Origin of the sequence: Nonomuraea sp. NBC_00507, from assembly GCF_036013525.1 — a bacterium.
Taxonomy (GTDB): domain Bacteria; phylum Actinomycetota; class Actinomycetes; order Streptosporangiales; family Streptosporangiaceae; genus Nonomuraea.
Genome location: NZ_CP107853.1, coordinates 12,101,829 through 12,121,205, shown reverse-complemented (window position 1 = coordinate 12,121,205; position 19,377 = coordinate 12,101,829). Strand labels below are relative to the sequence as shown.

Genomic DNA, 19,377 nt, shown 5'->3' with positions numbered 1-19,377 from the left:
TCCATGACCAAGACGGTCATGTCCGCGCTGGCCGCCGCCGCGCTGGCCTTACCGCTCGCCGTGTCCGTCCCCGCGTCCGCCGCCGACTCCACGTGCGCCGCCGCGCCCCTCGTCCCGGTCGCCACGGGCGCCGTGTTCAACAACCCCGTCGCGGGGGAAGGCGCCGCCATCGTCCAGTGGCTCTGCTCCATGATCAAGCAGACCCCGGCGGGCGCCAGGATCAGGGTGGCGCACTTCGTCATGTCGGGTGCGGCGGGCGAGGGCTTCGCGACCGAGCTGATCAAGGCCCGCGACCGCGGCGTTCACGTGCAGGTGCTCGTCGACGGCGACACCCGCGGCGGCACGGTGGCCGCCCGGCTTGCCGCCGCCCTCGGCACCGACATCACGGCGAACTCCTGGCTGCACGTCTGCACCGGGCCGATGTCGGGCGGCACCGCCGCGTGCATCGGCAACAAGGGCCAGCACAACAAGTTCTACCTGTTCTCCCGCACCGGCTCCGCCTCCGACGTCGTCGTGCAGTCGTCGGCCAACCTCACCGACCTGAACTCCACGACGTACTGGAACAACGCCGTCACCTTCACCGACGACCGGCAGCTGTCGCGTGCGTACAACAGCTACTTCGAGGACCTCGCGGCCGAGCGCAAGAACCTCGACTACAACCGCACCGTGCACACCGGCTCCGTCGTCGCCACCTTCTTCCCGCAGGCCGAGGGTGACATCATCGTCGACAGCCTGCGCAGGGTGTCGTGCCGGCCGGGTGAGAAGATCCGCGTGGGCATGTCCGAGTGGGACACTTTCCGCATCGCGATCGCCGACCGGCTGCGCGAGCTGGCCAGGAGCGGCTGCGACGTGCAGATCGTCGCCGGGATCCTCAGCCCGGAGGTCAAGCAGAGTCTCCTCACCGAGCCGCGCGTCGACCTGCGCCTGCTCGCCGACGGCAGCGCGCTGCCCGGGCGCATCCACTCCAAGTACCTGCTGGTGGACGGCAAGGTGTACACGGGCAGCCACAACTTCAACGAGACGTCACTGCGCCGCAACGACGAGACCCTGCTGCGCGTGAACGACCGCGGGATCTACGGCCAGTACGTCGCCAACTTCGAATCCCTCCGCGCCGCCGCCGTCCCTGCCAACCTCTGACCCTCCATCGCCCCGACCAGCGCGGCCCTGCTCGCGCCAGGTATGGCTCGTCAACCACCCCCAGACCGACCACGGCGGCTGCTCTCTCATCCCGAGACGCCCGGGTGCACGGGGCCGTGCGCGTCGGTGCAATGCGCTTGGACCTCGCCAATGGTGATCAGTTCGGGCGGCGCGTGGTCGACCTGGAGGGTGGTGTGGTCGATCCCGTAGGTCTCGCGCAGCATGAGCTCGGCGGCCTGCCGGATCGTGTGGCAGTCGGCGCCCGGCGTGACCAGGATGTGCGCCGACAGGGCGGCGTACCCGGAGGTGACCTCCCATACGTGCAGGTCGTGCACTTCGGCGACGTCATCGAGCGCGGCGGCCTTCTGGCCGATCTCCGCGGGGTTCATGCCGACCGGCGCCGCCTCCATGAACACCCGTCCGGCGTCCCTGACCAGGCCCCATCCGGCCTTGAGCATCAGCCCGGCCACCACCAGCGCGGCCAGCGCGTCGGCTCGGGCCCAGCCCGTCCACCACACCACCGCACCGGCCACGGTCGTGGCGATGAAGGCGAACAGGTCGTTGAGGATGTGCTGGTAGGCGCCTTCGACATTCAGGCTGGAGCGGTCGGCCCGTGACAACATCCAGGTCGCGACGAGGTTGACGGCGATCCCCGCCAGCCCGGTGACCACCACGTACGCGCCCTCCACCTCGGGAGGATCGATGACGCGGCGGACGCCTTCGTACAGGAAGTAGGCGCTCAGGAGCAGCAGCGTGATGCCGTTGATCTGAGCTGAGATGATCTCCGCACGCTTGAGCCCGTAGGTGAACCCGCCCCGCGGCGGCTTGGCGGCGATCCGCATGGCAATCAGCGCGAAGACGATCGCCACCGCGTCGGTGAGCATGTGACCGGCATCGGAGATCAACGCCAGCGATTGCGCGATCACGCCGATGACCACCTCGATCGCCATGAAGGCGACGATCAACGCCAGCGCGCCGCCCAGATAGCGCCGGTCGGCGTCCGCGCTTGCCACGTGACCATGTCCGTGTCCGTGGTCGTGTCGAGGATGGCCTCGATCGGTCATCGCTGAGCCCCTTTGCCCCTTCGGAGATCGCACTGCCAATACTTGAATGACTGCTCATATGAGAGGTTGAACCATGCCTTCCATGCTGTCAAGGCTGTGTAGCGCCTATCGGGACAGAGCGACCTGGCCAGGCGGCAGCGCCAACACCTGAACAGCGATTCAGATGTTTAAGCGTTACGTAACGAGCCAACAACTCTGCGTAAGGAAAGGAGTCGCCCACATCTTCCCTCACGGCCTGCCCGAATTCTCCGAGGGCCGGCAGCGGAGCGAGCCTCCGAAGGCGACGTCACGCCATCGCTCAGCCATCGATCTGGTGAAAGGACACGGCCATGCACCCACACCAGGACGGGCATGACCACACCCCTACCGAAGTGCTCGACGAGCGCCAAGTCCGCACGTACCTGACGAATCCCGCGACGGTGCTGGACCCGACCGCGGTCCGCAACCAGGTCTTCACCGTGGTCCGCCTGCGGGAGGGGTACGACCTGACCGAGGTGGACGCCTTCCTCGGCCACGTGGAGGCCTCACTCGGAGTGCTCCTGCGAGAGAACGCCGAACTGCGCGCTCGCAACACTTCGGATGTGCGGTCGAAAGCCGATTCCGCCCGGATCATCGCCCTGGCCCAAGAGACGGCCGATCGCGCGGTCGCCGCCGCCCGTCAGGAGGCGGACCGCATCACGCGGGAGGCCCGCGACCAGGCCGAAGCTCTCATCGAGGAGTCCCTGGACCAGGCCGCGGCTCAGCAAGCATTGGAGCGGCAGGTCCACTCGCTGAATCGCTCGGTGACCGACTATCGCGAGCGCATGGCGAACACTCTGCAGACCCAGCTGAGCCAGATCGAGGACCTCCTCGCCGAGCTGACCGAGATAGGCGACAGCCGGCAGACCTCCCCCTCCGACGCCGATCCGATCATCGATCGCCAGCCGCATGTATAGGGAGGACCCGTGCAGACAACAACGTGGATGCTTGCCCTCGGACCTGTGCTTGAAGGCGGGCGACCGGGGGCCGAGGCGTGGCTCGCCGTAGGGCTCGTCTCGCTCTCCACGCTGGCCGGAGCATGGCTGGCCCGGCGGGCCTCCGAACGGTTGACCATGTGGCTGACCGTCGCCTCGGCCATGATGATGGTCACGGCGCTGACCGATCTCCTCCCGGACGCCTGGCAGGATGCCGTCGAGCACGGGGTTCCACTGTGGGTCGTCGGCGTCTCCGTCGCCGTCGGCTTCCTCGTGATCACCTACTTCACCCGTAAGGGCTGCGGGCATGGTCACCGTCGCCCTAAGACCCTCGCAAGGCACGCACCTGGTCTGCACCGGCGGGTCAAACAAGCCGTCGGCGCCGCCTTGTTCGGCGGAATGGGGACGGCGGCGGCCCTGACCGTGCATCGCACCATAGAAGGAGCGACGCTGGCGCTTGCCGCCTCGGCCGTCGTCGTCATCGCTTTGATGGTGCACTCCGCGAGCGAGGGCCTGGCTCTGGCCGCCCTTCTCGACATGGCCCGGCAGCGGCTGTGGCCGTGGCTGGTGGTCTCGTGTGTCAGTCCCGCCGTCGGCGTCCTCGTCGCCGGGGCCGGCCCGATCCCTGGCCAGGTGGTGCCGCTCCTGCTGGGCGCGGTCACCGGAGTGCTGTTGCGTACCGCCATCGTCGGCATTCGTCTGGCCTCCGGCAACGGGAGCGGGCTTCCCCGCCGCCATCTCGTCCTCGCGGGAGTGGCGGCGGCCACGATGACAGCGGGCCTGGCCGCCTTGCACTGGGTCAGTCCGCCCTTGGTGAGCGACGACACGAAGCACGACGGTCTCCGCCCGAAGACGAATCAGCGGGTTCAGCCGACCGATGGGCCGAACGCGCGCGTACGGCCCACACCCACCTCGTCACCGGCCAAGCGCCTGCGGAAGCATCCTCGGGAGGGGGCGAAGCTGGACGGATGACTCAGAATGCCGGTCAAGCTGCAGGTGACGGACCTCGAGAGTTGCAGCGGGCTCCTCATCGGACTCTTCCGACGGCAACGCCGAGGCGGCAGCCGACCGTTAGCCTGGCCCAGTCGAGGTGAAGGCAGGGTAGTGGGGCAACTCGGCGACATCCCACTCTGCGGTTGTCTCCAACCATGCCTGGACGGCTTCCCGGACAGCGGGGAGCTCGTCCCGGCCCCGGTCGAGCTCGTTGAGCAGATGACCCCACCGGTAGCGCAGGAGCTGGCGCTCGCTCGGCACCGGCGTCCGGGTGGAATGCATAGGCTGATCCCGCTTACGGGCCTGCGGCAAGAGGACCCATGTCATGAAAATCGTCCAGGTGGCCACCGCCTTCCTCATCCCTGCCTCCCAGAGCACGTCGTCGGCCAGCTCGGGATGAACGGAGACCACCTCCTTGCGGTAGACGTCCTCGATCTCCGCTTCCAACCCGGGCGGCAGCCGGAACACGCACCAGCACGTCGCGAACGGCATGCGTACGTAGGCCGCTTCGAGAAAGGCCGCGTGATATCCGGCGCCTTCGAAGTCGAGCACCCGCAGCCCGTCCGCCGTCAGCAGGTTGTTGTCCGGGCAGATGTCGCCTGGGGAGAACACCGGATACCGCTCGCTGCTCGCCTCCAGCGCCGTCAGTTCGTCCTCAAGCCCCGAAGGTGCATCGGGTAACACCTCTCCCAGATCGCCTATGTCGCGGAAGAGACGCCATCCCGCGCCCTCTCCCGAGTAGGCGGCCCGAGATCGTTCCCACTCCTGCTGTCGCCCCGCGGCGGCCACGGCGATCCGCCCGTACGTCCGCGCCCACGTGAGCAGCCCTTCCCTCGCCGCTTCCGCCGAGTCCCCGAGCAGCACGTCAGCCAGGCTCGGCGCGACGCCGAGGTCCGACATCACGATCAGCGGGAAAGACGGGTCCACAGCCAGCAACCGGGGCCCGAACCCGCCACTGAGCGGCAAGCCGGCCGCCTCGGCCGCGAAGCCCGCAGCGTCCCGATACGCCTTCACCACCACCGCGCCGCCGTCGTCAGTCACACACCGCAGGACGTGGCTGCGCGAGCTCCCGCCCAGATCGACCGGCCGGCTGAGCCTCTTGCCCAAGACCGCCGAGGCTGCCGCCAAGATCTTCTCCACGCCCAAGACTCTAGAGGCCCACTGGCTCGGATGCGGCGGCGCTCTCGATCCACACAGGCTCAAGAAAACTAACATCTGACGTAACTTACGTACAACGTTAGTTGCTTCCCATGCTAGTTTCCTTGTGTGCGGACCTTCGTTGGCAGGGCTGAGGAGTTGGCGGCGCTCGAAGCGTGGTGGGCGGGCTCCGCGCCGCGTCCGGCCATGGTGTGGGGGCGGCGGCGCGTCGGAAAGACCGCGTTGATCGAGAAGTTCGCCGAAGGCAAGCGGATGGTCTTTCACACCGCGGCGCGGCGGCCCATGGTGGACGAGCTCCGGGAGTTGTCGAGCCGGATGGCACCGGCGGCGGCGGAGTCGCTTCGTGATCTGCGGGAGCGGCCGTACGAGCGTTGGGAAGATCTACTCGACGGCCTTGCGGAGCTGGCCCGGGACGAGCCGCTGCTCCTCGTTCTGGACGAGTTTCCCGAGCTGATCGCCGCCTCGCCCGCGTTGCCGACGATTCTGCGGGCGTTTCTGGACCGATCGCAGGGGCACACCCGCCTGCGGATCTTGATCTGCGGATCCTCGGTCCGGGTGATGGCGGCGATGCAGGACTACCGCGAGCCGCTGTACGGCCGGTTCGACGAGAGCGTTCTGCTGCATCCGTTCCGCCCCGTTGAGGCGGCCGCGATGCTTCCTGGCCTGCCTCCGACGGATCGTGCGCTGGTGTACGGGATCACTGGCGGGATGCCGCTCTACCTGCAGTGGTGGCAGCAGGATCTCTCGGTACGGGAGAACCTGCGGACACTGGCCTGCCGCCCCGGGGCGCTCCTGCTCACCGAGGGGGAGCGGGTCCTGGGGACCGAGATCGAAACCGGTGACAAGCCGGCCGCCATCCTCTACGCCCTGGCCGCAGGACGGACGAAGCACCATGAGATCGAAGACGCCATCCGGGCGGAGGCGAGCCGCACTCTAGAGCGCCTGATCACCATGCGACTCGTGGAACGCCTGATCCCGGTCACCGAGGACCCGGCGCGCAGCAAGCGGCGCATCTACCGGATCGCCGACAATTTCCTGGCGTTCTACCTGGGGATCCTGTCGCACTACCGAGCCGAGATCGAGCGCGGCCTCGGGGCGACGATCGTCGACGCCCTGCTGAACGACCTCGATGACCACATGGGGGCCATCTACGAGGAGGCGTTCCGCGATCACCTGCGACGACTGGCGGTCGAAGGACGGCTCGGCCCCGCGGTCGTCGCGGTCGGACCCTGGTGGCGGCACGACGGCCAAGACCAGCTCGACGCCGTCGTCCTGGCCAAGCAGGGCAGGACGAGAAAGCCCATCCTGGCCGGAGAGTCGAAATGGGCGCGGCAGGTGGATGCGGCGCGCATCCGCCGGGGACTGGAACGCAAGGTCGCCGACCTCGCGGATCCAGACGAGTTGCGCTACGCCGTCTGCGCGAGAGAAACGCTGATCAACCTGGACGACGACGTCCTCGGCATCACCGCTGCGGACATCTTCGCCCCCTGAGGCAGAAGCGTCACGTGATGGCCGTTCCTCTTTCAGGACGCCTGTGACCAGGCCGGACTCGTTCTGCCGCCAGTGCACCAGGTCCCGGCTGTGGAAGATCGGCACACCGGGGAAGTACTCGAAGCTGGAGCAGGCCAGGTAGTAGTCCTCACCGACCCGGCAGATGCTGGGGTCGGGGTGGAAGCCGCCGATGATGGGATTGCGGTACTCGGGCATGGCCGGAGGTCCTTAGGCGTGCGGATCAGAGGTCAAAGGGGTCCCATCCGTCCGAGCCGGCGAGGTACTTCTGTGGGGTGTAGTTCTCGGCGTCGGCGTCGGCCAGCTGAGGACGGTTGCCATGGACGGCAGCCCCGGGTCCGGTGTTGCGGTACTCGAAGAACCGGGCGGCGGTCCAGGAGTTCGCGGACATGTTGATCCACGGCTGTGCGGTGGCGATGGTGGATGACAGCCACGATTCCCGGTACAGCACCTGCGCATCCGGGCGCCATGGCCGGCCGAGCTGGGTGACGTTGTCGGCGGCGCCGGTGATGGTCGACCGGTAGAACAAGAATCCGTAGGTGCTCGCCGCAGGAGTGCTCGCCGCAGTGATCGGACCGCCGGTGAGCCGCTTCTGGTAGATGTCGCAGCGGTCGAAGACGGCGCTGGCTTCGCCGAAGATGAAGTCGACGGTGCCTTCCACGTAGCAGTTCCTGAAGTAGGCACGGCCGGCACGGGCGTAGAGGGTGTCCTGGTCGCCGAGCACGCGGATGTCGCGATAGACGGCACGGTCCGCCCGGGTGTACAGCGCCACCGCCTGCCCGCCGCTGGTGGCAGTGCTCTCGTCGAAGTCGTTGGCGATGGTCAGGTTGCGGGCGGTGAAGTCGTGGCCGTAGACGAACATGGTCGAGCTGCCCGTTGTGCCGTACTCTCCGGCGTGGCGGTTGTTCACGATGACGGTGCTCTCGGGCGAGCGGCCAAGCCCGCGCAGCGTGATGTACGGCTTGTTCGACGGCACCGTGACGATCTCCCGATAGGTGCCGGGCGCGACGGTGATGGTGACCGGGCTGGTGTTGCCGTTCGGCACGGCGTCGATGGCGGCCTGGACGGTGGTGTACGTCCCGCTCCCGTCGGCGGCCACTGTCGGCTGAGGCGTGGCAGTGGCGGGCGACACCACGCCCGCCTGCAGCACTAACGCAGTGGCGGTAAGGATGATCCAGCGACGTGCCTTGCTGAGGTTCTGTGTTCTCATGATGTCCTCGTCATCTGTCAAAGGCCGATGGTGGGCTGCGGGCCGGAGAACTCGGCCAGCAACGTGGGAAGGGCGGTGGCGGGGTCGAGGGTGTAGGAATAGAAGCTCGCCGGGTCGAAGGCGTCCCCCTGCTCCTTGATGAGACCGTCGCGCCAGGAGCTCGTGCCGGTGACGACGTTGCCCCGCTGGACCAGCTCGCCGGCGGGATCGACGAAGTAGGGGTCGGCCACGTTGTGGAAGAGGCTGTGCTCGATCACGCCCTTGGTCTCGCCGCGCGCCCAGTTGCCGTACGACCTGATGTCCTGCAGGTAGTTGCTGTACATGTGCATGTTGAGCAGGTTGCCGCCGCTGGGGTTGCGCTGGTTGGTGCGGGCGAACCAGTTGTGGTGGAGAGTCATCCGCGTGATGAGGTTGGCCGTCCAGCCGATGCCGAGGGTCTTGTTGTTGTCCAGGAATTGGTTCCACGACACCGTGATGTCGGTGGCGTCCTTGCGGCTGTCGAGCAGGCCGTCGTTCATCCGGGCGAGCCGGTTGTGGTCGATCCAGACCTTCGTCGCGGAGTCGATCTGGATGGCGTCGTAGTCGAAGTCCTTGTCATCCGGGTCGTCCTCGGGCATGAGGGTGTCGCGGATCGTCAGGTTCCGGATGATCACGTTGCTCGTCGTGGCGCCGAGGAAGAAGCCGCCGCCGACGATCTCGCCTGCCGTACCGACCCCGATGATGGTCTTGTTGGAGGCCACCTTGAGCTCGGTCCCCTTCGGACTGATCTCGATCGGGCCGGCGACCTTGATGATGTACGGCTCGGCGGCCGTGACGTAGGTGTTCAGCTCTTCCTGGGTGGTCACGGTGACGACCTGGCCGCCCTCGCCTCCCGTGGTGCCCGCGGCGAAGCCATCCGCCTGGTCGGACCAGTGGCGGGGCCCGCCCACCGGGCGGAAGGTCCAGAGCCGATCGGCGATCCGATACTTGCCGTCGCCCGCGTAGGTCAGGGTGACCTCGGCGGAGCTGCGGTTCGCGCCGTTGACCAGGTGGACCTGACCGCCCGCCGCGGCCTTCAGGCGGAGCTCGGCGGTGCGGCCACGGCAGGGCTGCTCCCGGAGCTTGATGTCCAGGCACTGGCCGGTCTCGGCGTTGACGATGTGGTAGCCGCCGCCCGCGTGGCCTGAGGCAGCTGAGGCCGGGGGCGCGGTGGCGGCGAGCAAGGTCAGGGTGGCAGCCGCCAGGGCGGCATGACGCGCAGTGGTCACAGGGGGGTTCGCTTTCCTGAGGGAGATCCGGCTGTGGCGGTCTCCGCAGTCGCCACGGCTGGGGAGTCTGGGGCGAGGTGCCCTCACTGTAGGAAGGCCGCAGAATTACCGTCAATGGCTTTCCTTAATATTTCTTTCACGGATTGACGCAATCGGAAACCCGGCCGTAGCCTCCTGGCAACCCCCCGTGCGAAGGGCAAACGACTGATGATCTCCAGAAGAGACATGCTGCGCACCGCCGGACTGACCGGACTCGGTCTGGCCGTGGCCGCCTGTGGACGTGGTTTCGGTGGAGGCGGCGGCAGTGAGTCCGCCTCCGGCAAGATCACGCTGAACATGGTCTGGTGGGGCGATGCCTTCCGCGCCCAGAAGACCCAGGCCGCGCTCGACCTGTTCATGAAGGCCAACCCGGGCATCGCCATCAAGACCGAGTACCAGGACAGCGGCCCCTACAAGGACAAGCTGGCCACCCGCTTCGCCGCCGGCAATCCGCCGGACCTGATGATGATGCGTATGGACAGCCTGCGGGAGTACGCCGACCGCAAGTCGCTCCTCAACCTCAATGACCACCCTGGCACCGTCAACACCAGCAACCTCAGTGAGGCCGCGGCGAACCTCAGCAAGGTCGGCGACGCCGTCTACGGCATCCCTTCGGGCCTCAACGCGATCGGCTACATCGTCAACAAGACGATCACCGACCAGTACGGCGTGACCCTCCCCGACGGCAACACCTGGACCTGGGAGGACCTGGCCAAGTTCGCCAAGGAGGTCACGGACAAGAGCGGCAAGAAGGTCTACGGCACCCTGGTGGACCCGGCGACCCTGGCCAACCTGGTCGTCTACGTCTCCCAGCAGGGCGAGGATCTCTTCACCGCCGACGGCAGGTTCGGCGTCAGCGAGGCCACGCTGACCAAGTGGTTCCAGATGTTCGAGGACATGCGGAAGGAGGGAGGCCTCCCGCCCGCGGGGTTCGTCGAAACGATCGGTTCCTCGCCCGACCAGTCCTACATCGCCAAGGGCTCCGTTGCCTCGCAGATCATCCCGAGCAACGGCCTCCTCGGCTACAACAAGGTCTCCGGCGGCAACCTGGTGCTGCTGGGCATCCCAGGCGAGGCCACCGCCAAGCGGCGGGGCACGAACATCGGCACCCCGGCGCTGTGGTCGATCGCCGCGACCTCCAAGCACCCGAAGGAGGCGCTGCAGCTGCTCAACTTCCTCATCAACGACGTGGAGGCCAACAAGGCCATGGGCACCACCCGGGGCGTTCCCGCCAGCACCGTCGTCGCCGACGCGATCAAGCCGACGCTGGAGAAGGACGACCAGGTGGCCACCGACTATCTGATCGGCCTGCAGAAGCAGACACTGGTCGCCGTCCCGCCGTACCCCAAGGGCGCCAGCGGCATCCAGGACGAACTCACCGCGGTCGCTCCCGAGGTCGAGCACGGGCGGCTGACCCCGGCCGAGGCCGCCAAGAAGGTCATCGAAGCGGCGACGAAGGCCCTGTCGCAGTGACGCTCACGTCTGTGAAGGACCCGGCCGTGTCCGAGGCGCCGGTTTCGCCACCCAAGGCGGCGAAACCCCCTCAGGACCGGTCGGGCTACCTGTTCATCCTGCCCTGGTTCATCGGGATGGCCTTCACGATCATCCCGTTCTTCGCCTCGCTCTACCTGGCATTCACCGACTACAACCTGCTGAACGTGCCGAACTGGATCGGCCTGGAGAACTTCGCCGAGATGTTCTCCGATGACACCTGGTGGCAGTCGGTCAAGGTCACGTTCGTCTACACGTTCGTCTCGGTGCCGCTGTCGCTGGCCGCCGCGCTGGGCGTCGCCATGCTCCTCAACCGGGGCGTGCGTGGCCTGCCGGTCTACCGGGCGATCTTCTACCTGCCCTCGCTGCTGGGTGGCAGCGTGGCGCTGGTGCTGCTGTGGCGCTACATCTTCGGCCTCAACGGCATCGTCAACGCCTTCCTCGGTTTCTTCGGCATCGAGAAGATCAGCTGGACGTCCGACCCGGACTACGCCCTCACCACGCTGATCATCCTGCACATCTGGACGTTCGGCTCGCCCATGGTGATCTTCCTGGCCGGCCTGAAGCAGATCCCGTCGATGTACTACGAGGCCGCCGCGATCGACGGGGCGAACAAGTGGCAGCAGTTCCGCAAGATCACGCTGCCGCTGCTCAGCCCGATCATCTTCTTCAACCTGATCCAGTCGCTGATCTCCTCGTTCCAGACCTTCACACAAGGGTTCATCTTCAGCGGAGGCAAGGGCGGGCCGGCCAACTCCACGATGTTCTACAACCTCTACCTGTACAAGCAGGGGTTCGAGCAGTTTCACATGGGCTACGCCTCGGCGATGGCCTGGATGCTGCTGATCATCATCGCGGCGTTCACCGGCCTCAACTTCCTCCTGGCCAAGCGGTGGGTGCACTATGACAACTGACGAGAGCTACCTCGAGCGCATCGGCAACACCCGCCGCAAGCGCTTCACCAAACACCTGCTGCTCTGCCTGGTCAGCATCGTCATGCTTTACCCGTTGCTGTGGCTGGTGTCCAGCTCGCTCAAGCCGGCCGGGATCGTCTTCAAGGACCTCTCGCTCTGGCCCGCCGAGTGGGACCTGTCCAACTACACCGAGGGCTGGACGGCCCTGGAGTTCCCCTTCGACCTCTATCTGGTCAACTCGGTCGTCATCGTCGTGCTGAGCATCGTGGGCAACCTGCTGTCGTGCTCGCTGGCCGCCTACGCCTTCGCCCGGCTCAACTTCCGTGGCCGCAAGCTGTTCTTCGCGCTGACGCTCGGCACGATGATGCTCCCCGGCCATGTGCTGCTGGTCCCGCAGTACATCGTCTTCGCCAAGCTGGGCTGGCTCAACACCTACTTCCCGCTGATCGTGCCGAACTTCCTGGCCACCAGCGCGTTCTACATCTTCCTGATGGTGCAGTTCATCCGTTCCCTGCCCAAGGAGCTGGACGAGGCGGCCCGCATCGACGGCGCGGGCACGTTCCGGATCTTCTGGAGCGTGATCCTGCCGCTGTGCAAGCCCGCCTTCGCCACCACGGCGATCTTCACCTTCATCTCGACCTGGAACGAGTTCTTCTCTCCCTTGCTCTACCTGACCGAGCAGGAGCTCTACACCGTGCCGCTGGCGGTGCGCCAGTTCATCGACTCCGAGGGCCAGTCCCAGTGGGGGCAGATGTTCGCCATGTCGTTCGTCTCCCTCGCCCCGGTCATCGGGTTCTTCATCGCCGGCCAGAAGTATCTGGTCAAGGGCATCGCCACCACGGGATTGAAGTAGATGCAACGCTATTCCTTCGTCGGGACCGGCTCGCGCGCCCAGATGTACCTGGCCGCCCTGCTCGGCCCCTACGCCGACCTCGGCCGTCCGGTGGCCTTCTGCGACACCAACGAGGTGCGCATGGCCTACTACGACCGGATCGTCGGCGCCCCCCTGCCGCACTACTTCCCCGACGCCTACGACGAGATGCTCGAACAGAGCGACGTCGTCTTCATCACCTCCCGCGACGACACGCACGCCGGCTACGTGAGCCGTGCGCTGCTGGCGGGGGTGGACGTTGTGGTGGAGAAGCCCATGACCATCGACCTGGCCGGGGTGCGGCAGATCCACGACGCGCTCCAGGCCGGTACGTCGGAGCTGACGGTCACCTTCAACTACCGCTACTCCCCGCGCAACGCGCTCACGCGGCAGCTCATCGCCGACGGGGAGATCGGCGAGGTCACCTCCGTCACCTTCGAATGGTGCCTGGACACCGTGCACGGCGCCGACTACTTCCGCCGCTGGCACCGCGACAAGGCCGCCTCCGGCGGGCTGCTGGTGCACAAGGCCACCCACCACTTCGACCTGGTCAACTGGTGGCTGGGTGACCGTCCCGAGGTGGTCTTCGCCCGCGGCGGGCTGCGCTTCTACGGCCCCGACAACGCCCGCCGCCGCGGCCTGGGCATCCGGCCCGCGCGCGGCCTCATCGACGGCGACCCGTTCTCCCTGGACCTGGCCTCGGACGAGAAGCTCCGCGAGCTCTACCGGGACGGCGAGCACCTGGACGGCTACATCCGCGACCGCGACGTCTTCTCCGACGGCATCACCATCGAGGACAACCTCAACGTGGTGGTCGGCTATCGGGGCGGCGCGTCGATGTCCTACACCCTGCACGCGCACTGCCCGTGGGAGGGCTACCGCGTCGCGATCAACGGTACGGCGGGGCGCATCGAACTCGACGTGGTCGAGCGGCCCCACGTCTCACCCGCCGGCGCCTCCTCAACGATCGGCGCGGCCACCGCCGCCTCGAAGGCGGCTGTCGCCTTGGCCGAGCCGGCCGAAGTCCTGGACCCGAGCGCTCTGTCGGAGAGCGAAAGTGCCGTCGCTGACGCGGGACACCGGCAACGTGGCTCGCGTCTGCTGCTGCAGCGCCACTGGGAGCCCGCGGTCGAGGTGCCCATCCCCGAAGGCGCGGGCGGCCACGGCGGCGGCGACGCCATGCTTCTGCACGACGTCTTCCGCGGTCCCTCCGGAGACCGGCTGAGCAGGCACGCCGGGTTCGCCGACGGCGCCGCGAGTGTGCTGGTCGGCGTGGCGGGCAACGAGTCGCTGCGCACCGGCAAGGCCGTTCATCTGGATGAGCTGGGATTGCCATTGCCATGACCCCCGCCCTGCTCGTGGCGGCACCGCCCGGGGACTACGCTCATAATCCCCGAATGCGAGAGGGCGGCGAGATGGCCACGGAAGTGCTGCGGCTGGATGGACGAGAGGTGGCCTCCTATGTCTGGCAGCCGAAGGCGCCCGCTTCCAGTTCACCGCGCCCCTTCCTGCATCCCGTGCGCACCCTGGCCGGCCGTACCGTGACCGACGCCATGCCCGACTCCCACCCGCACCAGTTCGGGATCGGCGTGACCTTCCCCGACCTCGACGGGGTCAACTTCTGGGGCGGGCGCACCTTCGTGACCGGTCACGGGCCGGCCTGGCTCGACAATCACGGCAGCCAGCGGCACGAACGCTGGCTGAGCCGCAGCGAGACCTCGCTCTCGCACGCGCTGCGCTGGCTGGGGCCCGACGACGGGCTGCTGCTGCACGAGCGGCGGACGATCACCTGCACGCCGCTCGACGGGACCGTCTGGTCGCTGGCCGTACGGACCCAGCTGACCAACGGCGCCGAGCGGGCCCTGGTGATGCGGAGCCCGGCGGCCAAGGGCCGGGTCGGCGCGGGCTACGGCGGCTTCTTCTGGCGCGGGCCGAATGTCACCGGCGCCGCCGTGTTCAGCGCCGCGGGCGAAGGCGTGGAGCCCGTGCACGGCCGGAGCGCCGCCTGGGTCGCCGTCGCCGCCCCGGAGTGGACCCTGGTCTTCCGGCCCGGCGACGAGGACACCGCCCAGGACCCCTGGTTCGTCCGGGCCCGCGACTACCTCGGCGTAGGCTCCTGCGTGGCCTGGGCGGAGCCGCTGGTGCTGGAGCCGGACGAGACGATCTCCCGCACCGTGGTCGTCCTGGTGGCCGACGGCCGCCTCACGGCCGAAGACGCGGCCCGGCTGGCGACATGACCGCCGCCTTCCGGCCCAGCGCGCCGCGCTCGCCCGAGGGCGCCGTCCGGCAGGAAAACCTGCGCGACCTCAACCTCGAGGTGGTCTTCCAGCGCATCCTCACCGCGGGCGGTCCCATCTCCCGCACGGAGCTCGCCACCGCCACCGGGCTGACCCGGCCCACCATCACCCGCATCGCCGAGGAACTGCTGGCCGGACAGCTCATCACCGAGAAAGGCGTCACCCACAGCGGCCGGGCGGGCCGCCCGCGCGTCGGCCTCACGCTGTCGGACCGCGGTCCCGCCGGGCTCGGCCTGGACATCCGCGCCGACGGCCTGGCCGCGTGCGTCGTGGACCTGACCGGCACCGTGCGCCACCTGACCTTCGTCCCGGCCCGCTACGCCGGCCGGGACGCCGCCGCCGTCCTAACCGAGCTGGCGCGCATGGCCCGCGAGGCCGTCGACGCCGTCACCGCCAAGGACCTGACCGTGGTCACGACCACCTTGGCCGTGCCCGGGCCGGTCGACGGCGGCATCGTTCGCTCGGCCCCTGCGCTCGGCTGGCGCGACGTGCCCGCCGGAACGTTCCTCGGCGACCTGGGCCTGACCACCGCCGTCGAAAACGAGGCCAACCTAGCCGCCCTCGGCGAGCTGTACGCCGGAGACAACACCCTCGACAGCTTCGTCTACGTCTCCGGCGGCCTCGGCATCGGTGCCGGGATCGTGCTGGGCGGCCACCTCATGCGCGGCGCCCGCGGCTGGAGCGGCGAGTTCGGCCACGTCACCGTCCACCCCGACGGAGCTGCCTGCCCGTGCGGGGCTCGCGGCTGCCTGCAGGCCTACGCCAGCACCGCCGCCATCGTCGGCGACGACCCCGTTCCGGAATCCGTCAATCCCGACAACGCTGTCACCGAGCGCGCCGAGGCAGGCTCCCCCTCCACGCTCGCCGCCCTGGAGCGGGCCGGCACCGCGCTCGGCATCGCCCTGTCGAGCGCGCTGAACATCCTCGACATCGACACCGTGCTGCTGGGCGGCAGCTTCTCGCTGATGTCGTCCTGGCTCACCGCCACCGCCAAGGCCGAGATCGACCGGCGCGTGCTCACCGCCGCCTGGGCTCCCGTCACCGTCCGCCCCGCTCTGCTCGGCCCGGACGCCGCCGTGATCGGCGCGGCGCTCACCTCCATCGACCAGATCCGCCGGCAGCCAACCGTCTGGCTCGCCCGCCACGCCTGAACCTCCGGCAGAAGCCGCCTACCACGCCCTGCCCACCACCGGCCGCGACGCCGACACCCGGGGTGCGCATCCACCCCTCCAGCGTCGTCACGCTGCGGCTTGCCCGCCGGGCTCTTGTCGCCGGCGGACCGGATGCGCCGGGCGGCGTAAAAGGTCATGCGCGTGCCGTTCACTCACGCGTTGAGTCCGCTCAGTGGGGTGTCTTCTCTCCGGCCTCGATCGCGAAGGGGAGCCGGTTGGTCGATGGCGGCAGTGGGCAGATGGGGAAGTGCTCGCTGAACGCGCAGGGCAGGTTGACGGTGCGGTTGAAGTCGAGCATCACATTGCCCTCGCTGTCCGGGCTGGGGATGTCCAGGGAGCGGCCGGCCCCGTAGGTGGCGACGCCGCTGGTGGCGTCGGTGAAGACGGTGAGCAGCATTCCGTGTGAGCTGAGCACCTGGAGGGTGTGCTCGGTGCCCGCGTACTCGAAGTGCACCAGGCCGGGCGTTTCGTGGGTGTGGGCGCTCCAGTCGACGGAGTCGAGCGTTACGGAGGCGGGCGAATCGTAGCGTTCAAGGCGGCCCGGGAACACCCATCGCGGGCTGGGCTCGTAGACGGGCACGCCGTCGAAGTCCCGTCGTGCTGGTGAGTTCGGGTCGTAGGCCACGATCAGGTACGTGCCCCGGTAGGTGATGCCCACCTCCCGCTCGCCCACGGTGACCCGGAGGTCGTCGGGGGCGCCGGCGAGGGTGAACCGGCGTTCGGCGGTGAAGGTTTCCTCGCCGAACGTCATCCGGGTGCCCTGCGGGTCGATGTGGATGGCGTCCCCGTGCTGCCACCACCGGCCGGGCAGCCCGGGATAGTTCCGGGGCGTGTCGTCGAGCCATTCGTGGGAGGTGGCGGCCAGCCAGCCAAGGGGCTGGGTGAGCCATTGCTCCCAGCCGGCCCTCCACTCCCGCCAGGCGCGCGTGAACTCCTGCGGGCTGGTGTCGTTGCCGATGATCGGGCTGGTGGGAACGTGGGCGTCGCTCATCGTGGTTCTCCGTATTTCTTGTATTTGCCGGTCAGTGCGTGGCCGTGGTGGGGCGGGCCCACGTGGCGAAGAGGGTCAGGGCGAACAGGGGGAAGATGACCCCGGCGGTGAGGGCGGTGGCGATCGCCCCCGCTTCACCGGCTCCGGCCGCGGCGGCACCGTAGACGGTGGTCATCACGGCCAGGCCGAGCGCGCCGCCGAGCTGCTGCATGGCTTGATTGAGACTGGAGGCGGCGCCGAGATGGGCGGGCGGCGCCTGGTGCATGATGACGGCGGTGAGCGGCGCGACGGTCAGCCCCGCACCGAGGCCGAGCAGGACGAACGGCCCGAGCAGGCCGCTGGCGAAGGTGTCAGACGCGTCGATTCGCGACATCCACACCAACCCCATGAGCAGGGCGGACATCCCGAGGGAGCCGACGATCCGCTCTCCGTACCGCGGCACCAGGCGGCCGGTCAACAGGTTCGTGAGGAGCAGCGCGGCGCTGAAAGGCAGAACGGACAACCCCGTCTGCAGCGGGGTGAAGCCCAGCGCGTTCTGGGTGAACAGCGCGGCGAAGTAGAGGAAACCGGCCTGACCCGCCGGAATCAGCATTATGGCCAGCAGCGGGGCCGCGCTGCGCATCCGTGCGAAGAACTCCAGCGGCACGACCGGGGCGGCGTGGCGCCGTTCGATGAGGACCAGGGCGAGCAGCCCGGCGATCGCCAGCGCGAACGAGACGAGGACCGGCAGGCTGGCCCAGCCCTGCGACTCGGCGTTGATGAGGCCGTAGACCAGGGCCGTCATGCCGGTCGTGGAAGCGACGGCCCCGCCGACGTCGAGACGGGCCGGCGCGCGGGGCGCCTCCGGCACCAGCAGGCGTACCCCGACCAGGACGACCAGGCCGATGGGGATGTTGACGAACATCACCCATTCCCAGCCCAGGGACGTGGTCAGCAGCCCGCCGAGCACCAGGCCGAGCCCGGCGCCGATGCCGATGGACAGCACGAACACGCTCATCGCCCGGGCGCGCTGCGGACCGGGCCTGGTGATCGACATCAGCAGCACGAGCGTGCCCGGCGCGGCCAGCGCCGCTCCCACACCTTGCAGGACGCGGGCAGCGATGAGCATCGCCGGCGTCGTGGCCGCACCGCCCAGCGCCGAGGCGACGGTGAAGATCGACACGCCGATCAGCAACGCGCGGCGCGGGCCGATGATCGACCCCACCTTGCCGCTGAGCAGGACCAGACCGCCGAAGACCAAGGCGTAGGTGGTGACCACCCAGGACAGTCCGGTCGCCGAGAAGCCCAGCGCGTGCCGGATCTGCGGCAGCGCGACGTTCACCACGCTGTTGTCGATCACCAGAATGAGCTGGGTGAGGCACAACACGATGACCGCCGGGTAGCGCAGCCGCAGCCGCTGTGCGGTGGGTGGGTGGTCACAGCTCTCCGCCGGCCGCTGATCCGGCGGGATGACGCGGTCGTCGCGCGGATCGTGGCCGGCGCTCTGGAGGGGTTGGGTGCTCACCGTGAGCGTCCTTTCTGCCTGTGGCCAGTGCTGGCTGTGTTCGGCGCCTGGCAGGCGTCGCACGGCTGCGAGTCTGCGTCGCTCCCGGAGGCGGACGCACGAAAAATTGCCGGACCGGCAAGAGGCGCCCAAGGGGAATGCGAGCGCATACGTGGACGCTTGACGCCATGGCTGGACGTGGAGCCGCGTCCGGCGCCTGCGTTTCCTCATTGCCGAACCAGCAAGGATGGCCACTGTGGACGACGATCTCGACGCCGCGCTGACGGCCCTGGGTCCGAGGCTTCGGCGGATGCGCCGCCATCGCGGCCTGACCCTGGCCGACCTGGCCGCGGAAACCGGCATTTCGGAGAGCACTCTGTCGCGCCTGGAGAGCGGCGGGCGGCGGCCGAACCTCGAACTCCTCCTCCCGCTGGCCAGGGCCTACGGCATGCCACTGGAGGAGCTCATCGGGGCACCGCAGACCGGCGACCCACGCGTCCACCTGCGCCCGATCCAGCGCGACGGCATGATCTACATCCGGCTGACCCACAAGGCGGGCGGCACCCAGGCGTACAAGCTGATCATTCCCGGGGCGACGGGCCCTGCGGAGCCCGATCCGCAGCGTCATGAAGGCTATGAGTGGGTCTACGTGCTCAGCGGCCGGCTACGGCTCGTGCTCGGTGACCAGGACCTCATCCTGGCGCCTGGTGAGGTGGCCGAGTTCGACACGCATGTCCCGCACTGGATGGGGAACGCCGGGGCCACGCCGGTCGAGCTGCTCATCCTGTACGGGCCCCAGGGGGAACGCGCTCACGTACGTGCCCGGCCACGGCCGAACGGCGGCTGAC

General features: G+C 68.5%; 17 protein-coding genes and 1 pseudogene. 11 read left to right on the top strand and 7 right to left on the bottom strand.

Annotation, left to right across the window (positions count from 1 at the left end):
* Positions 1–3: 3 nt before the first annotated feature.
* Complete coding sequence (locus OHA25_RS57240) at positions 4–1,137, top strand: phospholipase D-like domain-containing protein (protein ID WP_327585164.1); 1,134 nt, start codon at positions 4–6, stop codon at positions 1,135–1,137.
* 86 nt (positions 1,138–1,223) lie between these two features.
* Here OHA25_RS57240 and OHA25_RS57235 read toward each other — a convergent pair whose 3' ends face one another.
* Positions 1,224–2,150 (bottom strand): cation diffusion facilitator family transporter, encoded by a 927-nt coding sequence (locus tag OHA25_RS57235; protein WP_327585163.1) that lies wholly within the window; start codon positions 2,148–2,150, stop codon positions 1,224–1,226.
* 380 nt (positions 2,151–2,530) lie between these two features.
* On the opposite strand from OHA25_RS57235, the gene OHA25_RS57230 reads away from it, so the two are divergent.
* Positions 2,531–3,136, top strand: coding sequence for a DivIVA domain-containing protein (locus OHA25_RS57230; protein WP_327585162.1), 606 nt, complete (start codon positions 2,531–2,533; stop codon positions 3,134–3,136).
* A 9-nt stretch (positions 3,137–3,145) separates the two neighbouring features.
* Positions 3,146–4,126 (top strand): hypothetical protein, encoded by a 981-nt coding sequence (locus OHA25_RS57225; protein ID WP_327585161.1) that lies wholly within the window; start codon positions 3,146–3,148, stop codon positions 4,124–4,126.
* A gap of 99 nt (positions 4,127–4,225) precedes the next feature.
* Here the strand turns inward: OHA25_RS57225 and OHA25_RS57220 are convergent, their stop codons facing one another.
* A complete protein-coding gene (locus OHA25_RS57220; RefSeq protein WP_327585160.1) occupies positions 4,226–5,287 on the bottom strand; it encodes a hypothetical protein in 1,062 nt (353 codons plus the stop codon).
* A gap of 126 nt (positions 5,288–5,413) precedes the next feature.
* Between OHA25_RS57220 and OHA25_RS57215 the strand changes: the two genes are divergently transcribed.
* Positions 5,414–6,796, top strand: coding sequence for an ATP-binding protein (locus OHA25_RS57215; protein WP_327585159.1), 1,383 nt, complete (start codon positions 5,414–5,416; stop codon positions 6,794–6,796).
* A 63-nt stretch (positions 6,797–6,859) separates the two neighbouring features.
* Here the strand turns inward: OHA25_RS57215 and OHA25_RS57210 are convergent.
* The 3 genes and pseudogenes from OHA25_RS57210 to OHA25_RS57200 all read right to left on the bottom strand — a co-directional run.
* Positions 6,860–7,012 (bottom strand): annotated as a pseudogene (locus OHA25_RS57210) (family 43 glycosylhydrolase); the annotation flags it as partial.
* Positions 7,013–7,037: 25 nt separating this feature from the next.
* Complete coding sequence (locus OHA25_RS57205) at positions 7,038–8,024, bottom strand: pectinesterase family protein (RefSeq protein WP_327585158.1); 987 nt, start codon at positions 8,022–8,024, stop codon at positions 7,038–7,040.
* 17 nt (positions 8,025–8,041) lie between these two features.
* Positions 8,042–9,271, bottom strand: a complete 1,230-nt coding sequence (locus OHA25_RS57200; protein WP_327585157.1) for a pectate lyase family protein — start codon at positions 9,269–9,271, stop codon at positions 8,042–8,044.
* Positions 9,272–9,478: 207 nt separating this feature from the next.
* Here OHA25_RS57200 and OHA25_RS57195 point away from each other — a divergent pair, with 207 nt between their 5' ends.
* The 6 genes from OHA25_RS57195 to OHA25_RS57170 are packed head-to-tail and all read left to right on the top strand — an operon-like array spanning position 9,479 to position 16,034.
* Positions 9,479–10,783, top strand: coding sequence for an ABC transporter substrate-binding protein (locus tag OHA25_RS57195; protein ID WP_327585156.1), 1,305 nt, complete (start codon positions 9,479–9,481; stop codon positions 10,781–10,783).
* Positions 10,784–10,794: 11 nt separating this feature from the next.
* Positions 10,795–11,715, top strand: a complete 921-nt coding sequence (locus tag OHA25_RS57190; RefSeq protein WP_442942014.1) for a carbohydrate ABC transporter permease — start codon at positions 10,795–10,797, stop codon at positions 11,713–11,715.
* Positions 11,705–12,568, top strand: coding sequence for a carbohydrate ABC transporter permease (locus OHA25_RS57185; RefSeq protein WP_327585155.1), 864 nt, complete (start codon positions 11,705–11,707; stop codon positions 12,566–12,568). The genes OHA25_RS57190 and OHA25_RS57185 overlap by 11 nt, the downstream gene beginning before the upstream one ends.
* Positions 12,569–13,930, top strand: a complete 1,362-nt coding sequence (locus OHA25_RS57180) for a Gfo/Idh/MocA family protein (RefSeq protein WP_327585154.1) — start codon at positions 12,569–12,571, stop codon at positions 13,928–13,930.
* Positions 13,931–13,983: 53 nt separating this feature from the next.
* Positions 13,984–14,823 carry a PmoA family protein gene (locus OHA25_RS57175; protein WP_327585153.1) on the top strand — a complete coding sequence of 280 codons (840 nt, stop codon included), beginning with the start codon at positions 13,984–13,986 and terminating at the stop codon, positions 14,821–14,823.
* A complete protein-coding gene (locus tag OHA25_RS57170; protein WP_327585152.1) occupies positions 14,820–16,034 on the top strand; it encodes an ROK family transcriptional regulator in 1,215 nt (404 codons plus the stop codon). Before OHA25_RS57175 ends, OHA25_RS57170 begins: the two co-directional genes overlap by 4 nt.
* A gap of 190 nt (positions 16,035–16,224) precedes the next feature.
* On the opposite strand, the gene OHA25_RS57165 is transcribed toward OHA25_RS57170, so the two are convergent.
* Together OHA25_RS57165 and OHA25_RS57160 are read right to left on the bottom strand one after the other, a co-directional pair.
* A complete protein-coding gene (locus tag OHA25_RS57165; protein WP_327585151.1) occupies positions 16,225–17,046 on the bottom strand; it encodes a DUF1684 domain-containing protein in 822 nt (273 codons plus the stop codon).
* A gap of 31 nt (positions 17,047–17,077) precedes the next feature.
* On the bottom strand, positions 17,078–18,550 hold the full coding sequence (locus tag OHA25_RS57160) for an MFS transporter (RefSeq protein WP_327585150.1): 1,473 nt from the start codon (positions 18,548–18,550) through the stop codon (positions 17,078–17,080).
* Between the two features lie 235 nt (positions 18,551–18,785).
* Here OHA25_RS57160 and OHA25_RS57155 point away from each other — a divergent pair, with 235 nt between their 5' ends.
* On the top strand, positions 18,786–19,376 hold the full coding sequence (locus OHA25_RS57155; protein ID WP_327585149.1) for a helix-turn-helix domain-containing protein: 591 nt from the start codon (positions 18,786–18,788) through the stop codon (positions 19,374–19,376).
* The last annotated feature ends 1 nt before the right edge of the window (position 19,377 follow it).